The 12,953-nt window shown below is 39.6% G+C and carries 21 protein-coding genes; all 21 read right to left on the bottom strand.

The window, feature by feature from the left end:
* Positions 1–20: 20 nt before the first annotated feature.
* On the bottom strand, positions 21–557 hold the full coding sequence (gene rplF, locus LKI_RS07050; protein ID WP_013103448.1) for a 50S ribosomal protein L6: 537 nt from the start codon (positions 555–557) through the stop codon (positions 21–23).
* 24 nt (positions 558–581) lie between these two features.
* A complete protein-coding gene (gene rpsH, locus LKI_RS07045; protein ID WP_013103447.1) occupies positions 582–980 on the bottom strand; it encodes a 30S ribosomal protein S8 in 399 nt (132 codons plus the stop codon).
* A gap of 141 nt (positions 981–1,121) precedes the next feature.
* On the bottom strand, positions 1,122–1,664 hold the full coding sequence (gene rplE, locus LKI_RS07040) for a 50S ribosomal protein L5 (RefSeq protein ID WP_013103446.1): 543 nt from the start codon (positions 1,662–1,664) through the stop codon (positions 1,122–1,124).
* A gap of 23 nt (positions 1,665–1,687) precedes the next feature.
* Complete coding sequence (gene rplX, locus LKI_RS07035; RefSeq protein ID WP_013103445.1) at positions 1,688–1,996, bottom strand: 50S ribosomal protein L24; 309 nt, start codon at positions 1,994–1,996, stop codon at positions 1,688–1,690.
* Positions 1,997–2,019: 23 nt separating this feature from the next.
* A complete protein-coding gene (gene rplN, locus LKI_RS07030) occupies positions 2,020–2,388 on the bottom strand; it encodes a 50S ribosomal protein L14 (protein ID WP_013103444.1) in 369 nt (122 codons plus the stop codon).
* A gap of 52 nt (positions 2,389–2,440) precedes the next feature.
* The gene (gene rpsQ / locus LKI_RS07025) at positions 2,441–2,707 is read right to left on the bottom strand and encodes a 30S ribosomal protein S17 (protein WP_013103443.1); all 267 of its coding nucleotides are present in this window, start codon (positions 2,705–2,707) and stop codon (positions 2,441–2,443) included.
* 22 nt (positions 2,708–2,729) lie between these two features.
* Positions 2,730–2,936, bottom strand: coding sequence for a 50S ribosomal protein L29 (gene rpmC, locus LKI_RS07020; RefSeq protein ID WP_002816028.1), 207 nt, complete (start codon positions 2,934–2,936; stop codon positions 2,730–2,732).
* Complete coding sequence (gene rplP, locus LKI_RS07015) at positions 2,936–3,349, bottom strand: 50S ribosomal protein L16 (protein ID WP_013103442.1); 414 nt, start codon at positions 3,347–3,349, stop codon at positions 2,936–2,938. Before rplP ends, rpmC begins: the two co-directional genes overlap by 1 nt.
* Positions 3,350–3,363: 14 nt before the next feature.
* Positions 3,364–4,035 carry a 30S ribosomal protein S3 gene (rpsC, locus tag LKI_RS07010; protein ID WP_013103441.1) on the bottom strand — a complete coding sequence of 224 codons (672 nt, stop codon included), beginning with the start codon at positions 4,033–4,035 and terminating at the stop codon, positions 3,364–3,366.
* On the bottom strand, positions 4,035–4,391 hold the full coding sequence (gene rplV, locus LKI_RS07005) for a 50S ribosomal protein L22 (RefSeq protein WP_004899456.1): 357 nt from the start codon (positions 4,389–4,391) through the stop codon (positions 4,035–4,037). Before rplV ends, rpsC begins: the two co-directional genes overlap by 1 nt.
* A gap of 16 nt (positions 4,392–4,407) precedes the next feature.
* A complete protein-coding gene (gene rpsS, locus LKI_RS07000) occupies positions 4,408–4,689 on the bottom strand; it encodes a 30S ribosomal protein S19 (protein ID WP_013103440.1) in 282 nt (93 codons plus the stop codon).
* Positions 4,690–4,706: 17 nt separating this feature from the next.
* The gene (gene rplB, locus LKI_RS06995) at positions 4,707–5,540 is read right to left on the bottom strand and encodes a 50S ribosomal protein L2 (RefSeq protein ID WP_013103439.1); all 834 of its coding nucleotides are present in this window, start codon (positions 5,538–5,540) and stop codon (positions 4,707–4,709) included.
* Between the two features lie 22 nt (positions 5,541–5,562).
* A complete protein-coding gene (gene rplW / locus LKI_RS06990; RefSeq protein WP_013103438.1) occupies positions 5,563–5,850 on the bottom strand; it encodes a 50S ribosomal protein L23 in 288 nt (95 codons plus the stop codon).
* On the bottom strand, positions 5,850–6,473 hold the full coding sequence (gene rplD, locus LKI_RS06985; RefSeq protein ID WP_013103437.1) for a 50S ribosomal protein L4: 624 nt from the start codon (positions 6,471–6,473) through the stop codon (positions 5,850–5,852). Before rplD ends, rplW begins: the two co-directional genes overlap by 1 nt.
* A 31-nt stretch (positions 6,474–6,504) precedes the next feature.
* The gene (rplC, locus tag LKI_RS06980) at positions 6,505–7,188 is read right to left on the bottom strand and encodes a 50S ribosomal protein L3 (protein WP_013103436.1); all 684 of its coding nucleotides are present in this window, start codon (positions 7,186–7,188) and stop codon (positions 6,505–6,507) included.
* A gap of 33 nt (positions 7,189–7,221) precedes the next feature.
* Positions 7,222–7,530, bottom strand: coding sequence for a 30S ribosomal protein S10 (gene rpsJ / locus LKI_RS06975; RefSeq protein WP_013103435.1), 309 nt, complete (start codon positions 7,528–7,530; stop codon positions 7,222–7,224).
* Positions 7,531–7,785: 255 nt separating this feature from the next.
* Positions 7,786–8,865: an ABC transporter substrate-binding protein gene (locus LKI_RS06970; protein WP_013103434.1), complete on the bottom strand. Its 1,080-nt coding sequence runs from the start codon at positions 8,863–8,865 to the stop codon at positions 7,786–7,788.
* A 2-nt stretch (positions 8,866–8,867) separates the two neighbouring features.
* Positions 8,868–9,695, bottom strand: coding sequence for an ABC transporter permease (locus LKI_RS06965; protein WP_013103433.1), 828 nt, complete (start codon positions 9,693–9,695; stop codon positions 8,868–8,870).
* Between the two features lie 3 nt (positions 9,696–9,698).
* Positions 9,699–10,526 (bottom strand): ABC transporter permease, encoded by an 828-nt coding sequence (locus LKI_RS06960; protein ID WP_041773597.1) that lies wholly within the window; start codon positions 10,524–10,526, stop codon positions 9,699–9,701.
* A complete protein-coding gene (locus LKI_RS06955; protein WP_187286357.1) occupies positions 10,519–11,628 on the bottom strand; it encodes an ABC transporter ATP-binding protein in 1,110 nt (369 codons plus the stop codon). Before LKI_RS06955 ends, LKI_RS06960 begins: the two co-directional genes overlap by 8 nt.
* An 81-nt stretch (positions 11,629–11,709) precedes the next feature.
* Positions 11,710–12,891, bottom strand: coding sequence for an MFS transporter (locus LKI_RS06950; RefSeq protein WP_041773595.1), 1,182 nt, complete (start codon positions 12,889–12,891; stop codon positions 11,710–11,712).
* Positions 12,892–12,953 lie beyond the last annotated feature (62 nt).

The raw sequence follows: 12,953 nt of genomic DNA, 5'->3' as shown, positions 1-12,953 counted from the left end.
AAAACAACACGATCGTTATCTTACTTACCAGTTTTACCTTCCTTGCGGCGTACGATTTCGCCTTCGTAACGAATACCCTTGCCCTTATATGGTTCAGGTGAACGTACGGCGCGAATTTCGGCAGCTAAATCGCCAACTTTTTGCTTTGAAATACCTGAAATTTTAATAGTCAATGCATCTGATACTTCAACTGTCAAATCTTCACGATCTTCAAAAATAACTGGATGTGAATAACCAACTGCCAAAGTCAACTTTGAACCTGACTTTGCAGCACGATATCCAACACCAACAAGCTTTAGCGTCTTAGTGAATCCATTAGAAACACCTTCGACCATGTTCGCAACGTTTGCACGTGTTGTACCATGTAAAGCTTTTGTCTTGTTGTCATCACTTTCACGTGAAAAGCTAACTTCTGTTCCTTCAACGGACATTGAAATTTCAGAAGTGATTTCGCGTGATAAAGTGCCCTTAGGGCCCTTAACAGTAACAATAGCTCCTTCTTGAGATACTTCAACATTGGCTGGCAATGTAATTACTTTATTTCCAATACGGCTCATGGTAAGTCTCCTTTCTTAGATATATTACCAAACGTAAGCGAGAACTTCGCCACCAATTTGCTTTGAACGTGCTTCTTTGTCAGTAATAACACCTACTGACGTTGAAATGATAGCAATACCCAAACCATTCAAAACTTTTGGTAATGAATCTGATTTAGCATATTTACGCAAACCAGGCTTTGAAATACGCTTAATTCCTGTGATGACACGGTTACGGTCTTCACCATACTTGAGGAAAACGCGGATAATTCCTTGTTTGTTATCCTCAATGTATTCAACATCGCGAATGAAACCTTCTGATTTCAAAATTTCAGCGATGCTTTTTTTAATTTTTGATGCTGGGATCTCAACAATTTCGCGGTGAGCCAAATTGGCGTTACGAATACGAGTTAACAAATCAGCAATCGGATCAGTCATAGACATCTATCGATATCCTCCTTTTATGTTTGAACGGTACATAACAAAATGACACGCTCTTAACTATTATAGACTATTTCAGTCAACAATAGTTAAAAACGTGTCACCCTTTATTTTTAAGAGTGACAAACGTTTTTAAAATACGATTTACTTAGTAAAAGGCATTCCCAAGAGTGTCAACAATTCACGACCTTCTTCATCGTTTTGTGCCGTTGTAACAACAACGATGTCCAAACCGCGAACGCGGTTGACTTTATCAAAATCGATTTCGGGGAAAATTAATTGTTCACGAATTCCCAAAGTGTAGTTTCCACGACCATCAAAGGCCTTTGATGATACACCACGGAAATCACGTACTCGAGGTAATGAAATATTAATCAACTTATCTAAGAATTCATACATTCGTTCACCACGTAATGTAACCTTAGTTCCAATTGCCATACCTTCACGCAAACGGAAACCAGCGATTGACTTCTTTGCTTTTGTGATAACTGGTTGTTGTCCAGAAATCAACTTCAATTCTTCAACCGCTTCATCCAAGTTCTTTGAGTTTGACACCGCATCACCAACACCCATGTTAAGAACGATTTTATCGACCTTTGGGGCTTGCATTGATGACTTGAAGTTAAACTTTTCGATCAAAGCAGGTTGAACTTCATTAACATATTTTTCTTTTAATGCGTTAGCCATGAAAATGATTTCACCTTTCGAAATTAGCCTAGTACGTTACCAGACTTTTTAGATACGCGAACTTTCTTACCATCTTCAATTTTGAACGCAACTTTAGTTGGTTCGTTAGTTGAAGGGTCAAGCAGTTGCACGTTTGATACATGAATTGGTGCTTCAATATCGATAACACCACCCTGTGGGTATTCGTTAGAAGGCTTTTGATGCTTCTTAACGATGTTCACGCCTTCGACAACAACGCGATCTTTTCCAGCAACAGTCTTAGAGATTGTGCCTTCTTTTCCCTTATCTTTGCCGGCAATGACGCGAACCTTATCACCTGTTTTTACAAACATGATTTGGCTCCTCCTTGTCAGTTTTAGAGCACTTCTGGTGCCAATGAAACGATACGCATATAGTTACTGTCACGTAATTCACGTGCAACAGGACCAAAGATACGCGTACCAACTGGTGACTTATCTTCCTTAACGATAACAGCGGCATTTTCATCAAAGTTGATGTATGAACCGTCTGCACGTCGGACGTCAGATACAGTACGAACGATGACAGCCTTGACGACGTCACCCTTCTTTACGTTACCACCAGGGATAGCTTGCTTAACTGTAGCAACAATCATGTCACCTACACCCGCAAACTTACGACCTGAACCACCGAGCACTTTAATCGTTAAGATTTCACGCGCGCCAGAGTTGTCAGCCACTTTTAAACGACTCTCTTGTTGAATCATGGTTCTTCCTCCTTAGTTAGCAATTAATTACGACGATTTGGTATAAATAATATTAAAGCACTACTGCCTCTTCAACAATTTTAACCAAACGGAAGTGCTTAGTTGCAGACAAAGGGCGTGTTTCCATAATTTGAACAATATCATTTATCTTTGCAGAATTATTCTCATCATGGGCCTTAAACTTCTTTGTGTACTTAACTCGCTTACCATAAACTGCATGTGTCACATAAGTATCAACAGCGACAGTAATTGTCTTGTCCATCTTATCTGAAACAACACGGCCTTGATAAACCTTACGAGCATTACGTTCTTCACTCATTTTTCAGCTTCTTCCTTTCGTCTTATTTGTTGGCGTTAGCCAATTCTTGTGCACGAATAACTGTTTTAACTCGTGCGATGTCCTTACGAACTTGTGCGATACGCGCCGTGTTTTCAAGTTGGCCTGTAGCCAATTGAAAACGTAGGTTGAATAATTCTTCCTTGAATTCGGCTTCGCGCTTTTGCAAATCCGCAAGTGACAATTCTTTCAATTCACTTGCTTTAGCCATTATTCAGCCTCCCGAGCAATAATCTTTGTACGTACAGGCAACTTGTGTTGTGCTAAACGTAATGCTTCACGAGCAGTCGCTTCAGAAACACCTGCTACTTCAAACATAACCTTACCACGCTTTACTGGTTCAACCCAACCTTCAGGTGCACCCTTACCGTTACCCATTCGAACACCGACACCCTTAGATGTATATGACTTATGAGGGAAGATTTTAATCCAAACCTTACCACCACGTTTCATATAACGTGTTATTGCAATACGGGCAGCTTCAATTTGACGATTTGTAATCCAGCTTGATGTTGTTGCTTGCAAGCCGTAATCACCGAACGTTACCGTCGTTCCACCTTTTGCTTCGCCACGCATGTGGCCACGGTGTACACGACGGAATTTAACACGCTTTGGTACTAACATGTTTGCTTCCCTCCTTACTTACTGTTCTTTTTTTGTGGTAAGATATCACCACGATATATCCAAGTTTTGATTCCCAAGTTACCATAAGCTGTCATAGCTTCGTCCCATGAATAATCAATATCAGCGCGCAAAGTATGCAAAGGAACGGTTCCTTCAGTATATTGTTCAATACGAGCAATATCTGCACCATTCAAACGGCCTGAAACCATAACTTTGATACCCTTAGCACCTGAACGTGTTGTACGTTGAATGGCACCACGCATTGCACGACGGAACGCAACACGGCGTTCCAAATCGCCAGCAATTTGTTGTCCAACCAAGTGTGCAGACAAATCAGGCTTCTTGATTTCAACAATGTTGATAAAGACGCGCTTTGAACGGCCCTTTTCATCAGTATCAGTCAACTTAGCTAATTGTGTTCGAAGTTTTTCAACTTCAGACCCACCCTTACCAATAACCATTCCTGGCTTGGCGGTATGGACAGAAACATCAACACGTGATTTTGTGCTGCGTTCAATTTCGATGCGATCAACTGCGGCGTCCGCTAAATTCTTTTCGATATACTTACGAATACGTAAGTCTTCGTGAAGTTGGTTAGCATAATCAGCCTTATCAGCAAACCACTTTGCATCCCAGTCGCGAATAACACCGACACGGAATCCAGTAGGGTTAATCTTTTGACCCATTACTTTGCCTCCTTCTCAGCAACCACAATAGTGATATGGCTTGTACGCTTGTTGATAGGTGAAGCAGAACCCTTGGCACGAGGACGGAAACGCTTAAGCGTTGGTCCTTCGTTAGCAAAGGCTTCCTTCACGATAAGATCTTCTCGGTCTAATGAGAAGTTGTTTTCAGCATTAGCAACTGCTGAGTTCAAAACCTTGTAAATATCTTCAGTAGAAGTGTTAGGTAGGAACTTCAAAATTGCATATGCTTCGTTAACACTCTTACGACGAATAGTATCAAGAACTAAGCGTGCCTTACGAGGGGCAACACGAACGATCTTGGCTGTCGCACGAGCTGAAGTAATTTGTTCAGCCATTTTTCAATTTCCTCCTTTATTTTTTACTAGTCTTCTTATCATCAGCCTTGTGGCCTTTGAATGTACGAGTTGGGGCAAATTCTCCCAACTTGTGCCCAACCATGTCTTCTTGCACAAAAACCGGAACGTGCTTACGACCATCATATACAGCAATTGTGAAACCGATAAAGCTTGGGAAGATTGTTGAACGACGCGACCAAGTCTTGATTACTGATTTTTTCTCAGAATTTGATTGCGCTTCAATCTTCTTAAGCAAGTGTGGGTCCGCAAATGGTCCCTTTTTTAAACTACGAGCCATTGGTTTTCTCCTTTCCCTTACTTACTCTTACGACCGCGAACGATAAACTTTGTTGAAGCCTTCTTCTTATCGCGAGTCTTCTTACCGGCAGTCTTCTTACCCCATGGTGACATAGGACTTGGACGACCGACTGGTGCTTTACCTTCACCACCACCGTGTGGGTGATCATTAGGGTTCATAACTGATCCACGAACATGTGGGCGCTTACCGCGCCAGCGATTACGTCCAGCCTTACCCCAGTTAATCAGTGAATGTTCAGCATTACCAACTTCACCGATGGTTGCACGGTTTGTAGCAAGAACCAAACGAACTTCACCTGATGTCAGGCGAACGATGATATACTTACCATCTTTACCCAATATTTGTGCTGATGTACCAGCTGATCGTGCCAACTGTCCACCTTTACCAGGCTTCAATTCAATGTTATGAATCAAAGTACCTTCAGGAATATTGCTCAATGGCAAGGCATTGCCGGGTTTAATATCGGCATCAGGACCAGATTGAACTTTATCGCCAACCTTCAATCCCTTTGGCGCCAAGATATATGACTTAATACCATCTTCGTATACAAGCAAAGCGATGTTTGCTGTACGATTTGGGTCATATTCGATAGCTTTAACAGTAGCTGTCTTGTTATCTTTAATACGCTTGAAGTCTACCAAACGGTAGGCTTGTTTGTGTCCACCAGCATGGTGACGAACTGTCATGCGACCAGAGTTATTACGTGCTCCAGTTTTTGACTTTTTTGCCAACAAACTCTTTTCGGGCGTTGACTTCGTGATTTCAGCGAAATCTGAAGTCGTCATGTTACGACGTCCGTTAGAGGTTGGCTTATACTTCTTGATAGCCAATGTCTTATCCTCCTATTTAGATTTAACCTTCGTTAAAGATTTTAATATCTTTTGAATCTTTTGACAACGTTACGGTTGCCTTCTTTAACTTACGTGTGTAGCCAACGTAACGACCTTGTCGCTTTTGCTTACCACGAACGTTAGCTGTGTTCAAACCTGAAACTTGAACTTCAAAGATTTCTTCAATAGCTTTTTTGATTTGAGGTTTTGTTGCGCGAATATCAACTTCGAAGACATAACGCTTACGTTCTGTTTGCGCCATAGAAGCTTCTGTGATGATAGGGCGACGGATAATATCGCGTGCATCCATTAGGCAAGACCTCCTTGGATTTCTTCGATTGATGATTGAACAATCACCAGTTTATCTGCATTAACAACGTCAAGTACGTTGATACCCTTTGTTGTCATAACTTGAACATTAGCCAAATTACGTGCTGATAAAATTGCGTTTTCGTTGTTTTCATCAACAACTACTAATGTCTTTGTGTCAGCGGCTAAGTTAGTCAAAACTTTTTTAAAGTCTTGTGTTTTTGGTGCTTCAAATGTCAAAGCATCGACAACTACTAACTTACCTTCAGCAACTTTTTGTGACAAAACTGACTTCAATGCCAATTGATATGCCTTACGGTTGATACGGTATGCGTATGAACGAGGTGAAGGTCCGAAAACAATACCACCACCACGGAATTGTGGTTCACGAATTGAACCGGCACGTGCACGACCAGTACCCTTTTGTTTCCAAGGCTTACGGCCACCACCAGAAACCGCTGAACGGTTTTTGACTGCATGTGTTCCTTGACGCATTGATGCACGTTGCATCAAAACTGCATCTGTGATAACAGTGTTGTTTGGTTCAATGGCGAAGACTGCGTCATTTAATTCAAGTTCCGCAGCTTGACTACCATCTTGCTTTAATACAGCAACTTTAGTCATGATTGATTGTTCTCCTTTCTAATAGTTTATATTAAGCTTCTTCAGCCACAGTTGATGTTGAAACACCAGCCATTTTAACTTCAGGATGCTTTGCATTAGTTTTAACGGTTGATTTAATCGTTAATAGTGACTTGTTAGCGCCAGGAACATTGCCTTTCAATAACAATAAGTTGTTTTCAACGTCAACATGGACGATAGCAACATTTTGCATTGTACGCTTGTTATTTCCCATACGTCCAGGCAAAAGCTTACCCTTGAAGACACGGTTAATAACGGCACCCATTGAACCTGGGCGGCGGTGATAACGAGAACCGTGGGACATTGGTCCACGAGACTGGCCATCCTTTTTAATGTTACCTTGGAAGCCATGCCCCTTCGTGATACCTGTTACATCGACGTATTCACCAGATTCGAATGTATCAACTTTGATTTCATCCCCTGCGTTAAATTCGCCTTCCGCATTGCGGATTTCACGAATGTAGCGCTTAGGGGTCGTGTTTGCTTTAGAAGCGTGACCTTGTTCAGGTTTGTTTGATAGAACTGCGCGCTTATCTTGGTAACCAAGTTGTAGTGCACTATACCCGTCTGTTTCTGCATTTTTAACTTGCAAAACAACGTTTGGTGTAGCTTCAACAACAGTTACGGCGATCAATTCACCAGTTTCAGTGAAAACCTGAGTCATACCGACTTTGCGGCCTAAGATACCTTTAGTCATGACTAATCTCCTTAATTATTTGTTTGAACAATATTATAACTTGATTTCAATTGCAACGCCTGATGGCAATTCAAGCTTACGCAATGCGTCAACTGTCTTGTCAGTAGGGTTCACAATATCAATCAAACGCTTATGCGTACGCATTTCAAATTGCTCACGGCTATCCTTATGCTTATGTGGTGAACGTAGAACTGTATACAATGTACGTTCAGTTGGCAAAGGGATAGGACCAGCAATTTCTGCGCCCGTACGCTTAGCTGTCTCAACAATCTTTTCTGCTGATTGGTCCAAGATACGGTGCTCGTATGCCTTCAAACGGATACGAATTTTCTTTTGTGCCATTATTTCGTGCCTCCTCGTTGATTTTATAAATCAGCTAACTCCGACCAAAAACCGACAACACTGCTTGTGTTTTGCGCGCCCATGGCAACGCGGCCGCGCGTGTCGCAACCTTGATCATCATTGCTAAATATTGATACACCAGGCTTTCAGTAGGTTTATGTGACTACGGTTCCAAAAGCGTACTTATCTATATTAACAGAAATACCACCCAAGTGCAACACTTTTTTACTAATTATTTAACGACTTTACGGACAATTATTTTTGTGACATTTTAAATTCTAAAAAAGCATCATTGTACTTTTCTGTCCACAATTGCCCTAAGTCGTCATAAACTTGTAAGTGTTTAACTGTTTGATCATCGGGATAAAACTGTGTATCTTGTCGCACTGCTTTTGGCAATAATGCCTTTGCTTTTTGATTAGGGGTTGCGTAACCAATGTATTCAGCGTTTTGTGCTGCATTTTTTGGATTACCCATAAAATTTAAAAAGGCATAGGCTGCTGCTTGGTGCTTAGCAGTTTTTGGCATAACAATATTGTCAAACCATAAATTAGACCCCTCGCTAGGCACAATATAATGCAGATGTTTATTATGACTTAATGCTTCAGAAGCTTCACCTGAATACGTTACGGCAATTGCTGCCTCATTTTGCGACATATACATTTTTATTTCATCAGCAATAATTGCTTTAACATTTGGCATCAATGCTGTTAACTTAGCTTGTGCCGCAGCCAAATCTGCCCGTGATTTCGTATTAACAGACTTATTTTGCGTTATTAGTGCAATGGCCAATGCATCTCTGGCTGAATCAATGAGCATGATTTGATTTTTAAATTTAGGCGACCACAAGTCATCCCAATGTTGAAGATCTTTAGCGTTAACGTACTGATCATTATAAATGATGCCAAGCGTTCCCCAAAAGTAAGGTAACGAATATCGGTTATTGCGATCAAAAGACTGGTTCAAAAACCGCGTATCATAATTTTTCATACCAGTTAGTTTACTATGATCTAATGGCAGTAACAGTTTTTCCCTTTTCATCTTCTGTATCATATAGTCTGAAGGAACGGTTAAATCATAAGATGTACCACCTTGTTTGATTTTCGTGTACATTGCTTCATTTGAATCAAATGTTTCATAACTTACTTTGTACCCAGTTTCTTTGGTGAACTTTTTAAGCAACTCAGGGTCAATGTAATCACCCCAATTATAAAGGTTCAAAACTTTGTCGGATGATGCGTTAGTGCCTGTTTTAGATGCCAAGTAATGTTGTACGCCAAACAATATCAAAATAACTGAGCAGATACCTATCATACCCATTGCTAATTTTTTCATAATTACAGTCCCTCAGATGCCGGTAGAACCAAACGTGTGCCGCGCTTTTTATTTTTCCCTGTACGCGTAGTAATCATATAATAAGCCAATACAAGCAATAATGATACCATAAACATCATCGCTGATAGCGCATTAATTTCTAAACTAACGCCTTGACGTGCACGCGAGTATATTTCTACAGAAAGTGTCGTAAAACCATTACCGGTCACAAAGAACGTTACAGCAAAATCATCAAGTGAGTAGGTAAAAGCCATAAAAAAGCCAGCCAAGATACCAGGTGAGATTACTGGTAAAATAACGCGAGATAGCATTTGCCAATTATTTGCACCTAAATCTTTAGCAGCAGCGACAAGTGATTGATTCATCTCTTGCAGGCGAGGAAGTACCATCAAGACCACGATTGGAATACTAAAGGCAATATGCGATAACAATACTGAAGTAAAACCTAAAGCAAAGCCCATGACAGTAAATAGAATCAGGAATGATGCACCAATAATCACATCTGGTGACACAAGCAAAATATTATTTAATGATAGGAAAATATTTTTTGCTAGTGCGTATTTTAAATTATAAATATACAACGCGCCCGCTGTCCCAATAACACTAGCGATTAATGACGACAACAGCGCAATTAAAAGCGTGCTAACGACAATTTCTATGATACGAGTATCCGCAAATAACTCGGCATAGTGCTTAAACGAAAATCCTTCCCAGCCCTGCATGACATCGCCTGAATTAAATGAATAGACAATTAGGAAAAAAATAGGCAAATAAAGGAGTATAAAAACAAGCCACAAGTAACTATTAGCCCATTTGATTTTTTTAACCATGATTTAACCTCGATTCCTTGAAGATTTGCGAGCACGTTCTCTTGTTAGTACCATCGTGATAATCATAGCAACAATTAAAATGACACCAATTGTTGATCCAATTCGCCAATTTTGTGTCACTAAAAAATGTTCCTCGATCGCTGTTCCCAATGTGATCACTCGATTACCACCAATCAAACGTGTAATCATAAATAGCGACAAACTTGGGATAAATACCGCTTGAATACCTGCCTTAATACCCGGCATTGATAAGGGTAATATCACACGTCTTAAAGTTTGCCACTGATTCGCGCCCAAATCACGACTTGCTTGTGCTAGACGCGGATTGATTTCTGCCAATGAGTTAAAAATTGGCAAAATCATGAATGGTATTTCAATATAGGCCGCTACTAAAAGAAAGCTCCAATTCGAAAATAATAATTGTTGTGGTGCAATACCCATTAAACCAATAAAATTATTAACCGTACCTGTTTTTGAAAGTAGTCCTATAAATGCATATGTTTTTAACAACAAATTAATCCATGTCGGTAAAATGACAAGTAATAACCAGAATTGTTTTTGCTTTAACTGATTCAATAAATATGCCATGGGATAACTAATCACTAAGGTAATTATCGTAATTAGAAAAGCATACCAAACTGAGTTAAATGTCATTAATAAATACGTACCACTTGCAAAATAGGTCGCATAGTTTTGCAATGTAAAGTGCCCATTTTGTGTAGTCAATGACTGGAAAAGTAATAACATTAATGGTGCAATAACAAATAGCACTAACCACATGCCATAGGGAATGATATAAAATAGTTGCCTTTGCTGCTTACTTTTAGGCATTGTCGTCTTCATCCTCGTAACTTTCCAAGCGTGCATCAAAATCATTTTCAGATTCGTTAAACCTCATGATGTGAATATCTTCTGGATCGAATGTCAGACCAACACGCTCTCCTACTGTAGACTTATTTGTCGCCTGTACCTGCCACTCATTCCCGTCATCATCAATTGCGGTGATTTCATAGTAATCACCACGAAAAGATTGATCATCAATCGTCACAACTAATTTACCATTTTCAACAGTTGTTAAATCCAAATCCTCTGGCCGCAACACAACCTCTACACGTTCGTTTGGTCGCATACCGGCATCAACATTTTCAAAGTCTTTTCCTGTAAAGTGCACCAGATAATCAGCAGTCATGATGCCATCCAAAATATTTGACTCACCAATAAAGTCCGCTACAAAATGATTAATCGGTTCATCGTAAATATCTTCTGGTGACCCATTTTGTTGAATGACACCATCATTCATGACAAATATCCAATCAGACATAGCTAGTGCTTCTTCTTGATCATGTGTCACAAATACAAACGTAATGCCGAGACGCTGTTGAATTTCACGCAATTCGTATTGCATTTCTTTGCGTAATTTATAATCAAGTGCAGATAAGGGTTCATCAAGTAATAATACTTCTGGATCATTAGCCAAAGCGCGTGCAATCGCTACACGCTGTCTCTGCCCACCTGACAACTCAGTGATTTCACGATCAGCATACTCCCCAAGTTTAACCAACGCCAACATCTCTGTCACTTTAGCTTTAATCTCTTTTTTGCTTTTACCTTTAATGCGAGGTCCAAAAGCCACATTTTCAAACACGTTCATATTTGGAAATAAGCCATAATCTTGAAAAACTGTATTCATATGGCGCTTTTCAACAGGTACGTGATTAATCACTTGTCCCTCAAATAAGATATCACCATAGGTCACTGTCAGTTGTCCAGATATCAGATTCAAAATAGTTGTTTTACCAGATCCTGATGGCCCTAACAACGTATAAAATTTACCTGCTTCTAGCTCAAAATCAATGTTTTTCAAAACTGAATTATCATCATAAGATAATCCAACATTTCTGAATTCAATAATTGGCGTTGACTCGTTAGACACTTTCCTATCCTCACTTTTAATCAATAAATATATTGTAACAAGAAAAGCATGCAACTTCATATTCGTTGCATACTTTTCTTGTTACAATATTTTATCTTTTCTTTCAATTATAATTATTGTTATAATCATAAATATAAATAAAATCAATATCGTGATAATTTGTGGTTTCCAGCTGTTAAAAAACCAAAAAGCGTAACCAAATAATGCCGGTCCAAGAGCAGCGATTAAGTAACCGCCGCTCTGCACCATACCGGATAATTGTGCAGTTTGACTAGGCGTATTTGTCTTTAAGCTAAATGTTGTTAATAAGTACGGAAACAAACTGGCAGTACTCATACCAATTAATAAATTAACGGTTAGCCAATAGCCAAAAGAACCTGTTGGATATAATAATAACAAATAGCCAATGATACCAACCACAGACAAACTAACCATCAACAATTGTCGCTGTCTACCAGTTATTCGTGCAATTAGTGTGGGAATAAATAAAGAAAAGGGCAATCCAATTAAAGAGTTGACACCAGAAAACACCCCCGCAACTGCTGGTGACAATCCTGCCTGTATAGCCATTGTTGGTCCCCAAGCTATCAAGACATAAAACATAGCTGACTGTATACCACAAAAAAACAATAACAACCACGCATACTTGTTTCGCCAAATTATTGATTGTGCTTTTACAGGAACACCAACAACTAACGGCTTATCCTGCTTTTTAACATAGTGATCATTTGGCAGCCAAATAATAAGCGCAATAAACAGTATTATTGTCAAAATAAAAATAAATACGTGCCAACCTGCCAACGCTGTAATAGGCGCCGCCACACTAACTCCTAATGCAGTTGCTAACATCATGCTAAAGGTAAATAACGAGGTCATTGGTCCAATTTTCATAGGAAAATACATACGAATAACACTTGGCAATAAGACATTCATATGTGCAATACCAATGCCAATTAACAAAGTACTTAAGTATAAAAACGGCGTATTAATCACCCTCATTAAAGAACCAATAACAACTAACATAAGCATAAACGTGAAAGTTCGTTCAAGTCCAAATTTTTTTGCGGTTTGAGGTGCAAAAGACGAAAATAATGCAAAGGAAAGTAATGGAATTGTTGTTAATATACCAAGCTGTCCAACCGGTATATGTTGCGATTTTGCAATTGTATCAAGAATTGGTGGGATTGATGTAAACGGCAATCTTAAGACCATGCCAATCATAATAATTCCCGGTATTAAAAATTTACTGTGTTGTTTGTTCATATCGTTCACCATACTCTCCAAAAGTAAAACGGCGTCACTCCATGGAGTGACGCCGTTTTTAC

It is taken from the genome of Leuconostoc kimchii IMSNU 11154, assembly GCF_000092505.1.
Classification (GTDB): Bacteria; Bacillota; Bacilli; order Lactobacillales; family Lactobacillaceae; genus Leuconostoc; species Leuconostoc kimchii.
Note: the sequence above shows the minus strand (reverse complement) of the source record. Positions and strands in the feature narration are given on the sequence as shown.

Excerpts from the sequence above, each read along its gene's own strand:
- rpsS (WP_013103440.1), bottom strand. The coding sequence starts at position 4,689 with ATGGCTCGTAGTTTAAAAAAGGGACCATTTGCGGACCCACACTTGCTT.
- LKI_RS06965 (WP_013103433.1), bottom strand. The coding sequence starts at position 9,695 with ATGGTTAAAAAAATCAAATGGGCTAATAGTTACTTGTGGCTTGTTTTT.
- rplC (WP_013103436.1), bottom strand. The coding sequence starts at position 7,188 with ATGACTAAAGGTATCTTAGGCCGCAAAGTCGGTATGACTCAGGTTTTC.
- rplW (WP_013103438.1), bottom strand. The coding sequence starts at position 5,850 with ATGGATGCACGCGATATTATCCGTCGCCCTATCATCACAGAAGCTTCT.
- rpsQ (WP_013103443.1), bottom strand. The coding sequence starts at position 2,707 with ATGAGTGAAGAACGTAATGCTCGTAAGGTTTATCAAGGCCGTGTTGTT.
- rplP (WP_013103442.1), bottom strand. The coding sequence starts at position 3,349 with ATGTTAGTACCAAAGCGTGTTAAATTCCGTCGTGTACACCGTGGCCAC.
- rplX (WP_013103445.1), bottom strand. The coding sequence starts at position 1,996 with ATGTTTGTAAAAACAGGTGATAAGGTTCGCGTCATTGCCGGCAAAGAT.
- rpmC (WP_002816028.1), bottom strand. The coding sequence starts at position 2,936 with ATGGCTAAAGCAAGTGAATTGAAAGAATTGTCACTTGCGGATTTGCAA.
- LKI_RS06960 (WP_041773597.1), bottom strand. The coding sequence starts at position 10,526 with ATGCCTAAAAGTAAGCAGCAAAGGCAACTATTTTATATCATTCCCTAT.
- rplE (WP_013103446.1), bottom strand. The coding sequence starts at position 1,664 with ATGGCTAACGCATTAAAAGAAAAATATGTTAATGAAGTTCAACCTGCT.
- rplD (WP_013103437.1), bottom strand. The coding sequence starts at position 6,473 with ATGACTAAAGTTGCTGTATTAAAGCAAGATGGTAGTCAAGCTGCGGAA.
- rpsH (WP_013103447.1), bottom strand. The coding sequence starts at position 980 with ATGTCTATGACTGATCCGATTGCTGATTTGTTAACTCGTATTCGTAAC.
- rplF (WP_013103448.1), bottom strand. The coding sequence starts at position 557 with ATGAGCCGTATTGGAAATAAAGTAATTACATTGCCAGCCAATGTTGAA.
- rpsJ (WP_013103435.1), bottom strand. The coding sequence starts at position 7,530 with ATGGCACAAAAGAAAATTCGTATCCGTTTGAAGGCATACGAGCACCGT.
- LKI_RS06970 (WP_013103434.1), bottom strand. The coding sequence starts at position 8,865 with ATGAAAAAATTAGCAATGGGTATGATAGGTATCTGCTCAGTTATTTTG.
- rplN (WP_013103444.1), bottom strand. The coding sequence starts at position 2,388 with ATGATTCAACAAGAGAGTCGTTTAAAAGTGGCTGACAACTCTGGCGCG.
- LKI_RS06950 (WP_041773595.1), bottom strand. The coding sequence starts at position 12,891 with ATGAACAAACAACACAGTAAATTTTTAATACCGGGAATTATTATGATT.
- rpsC (WP_013103441.1), bottom strand. The coding sequence starts at position 4,035 with ATGGGTCAAAAGATTAACCCTACTGGATTCCGTGTCGGTGTTATTCGC.
- rplV (WP_004899456.1), bottom strand. The coding sequence starts at position 4,391 with ATGGCTGAACAAATTACTTCAGCTCGTGCGACAGCCAAGATCGTTCGT.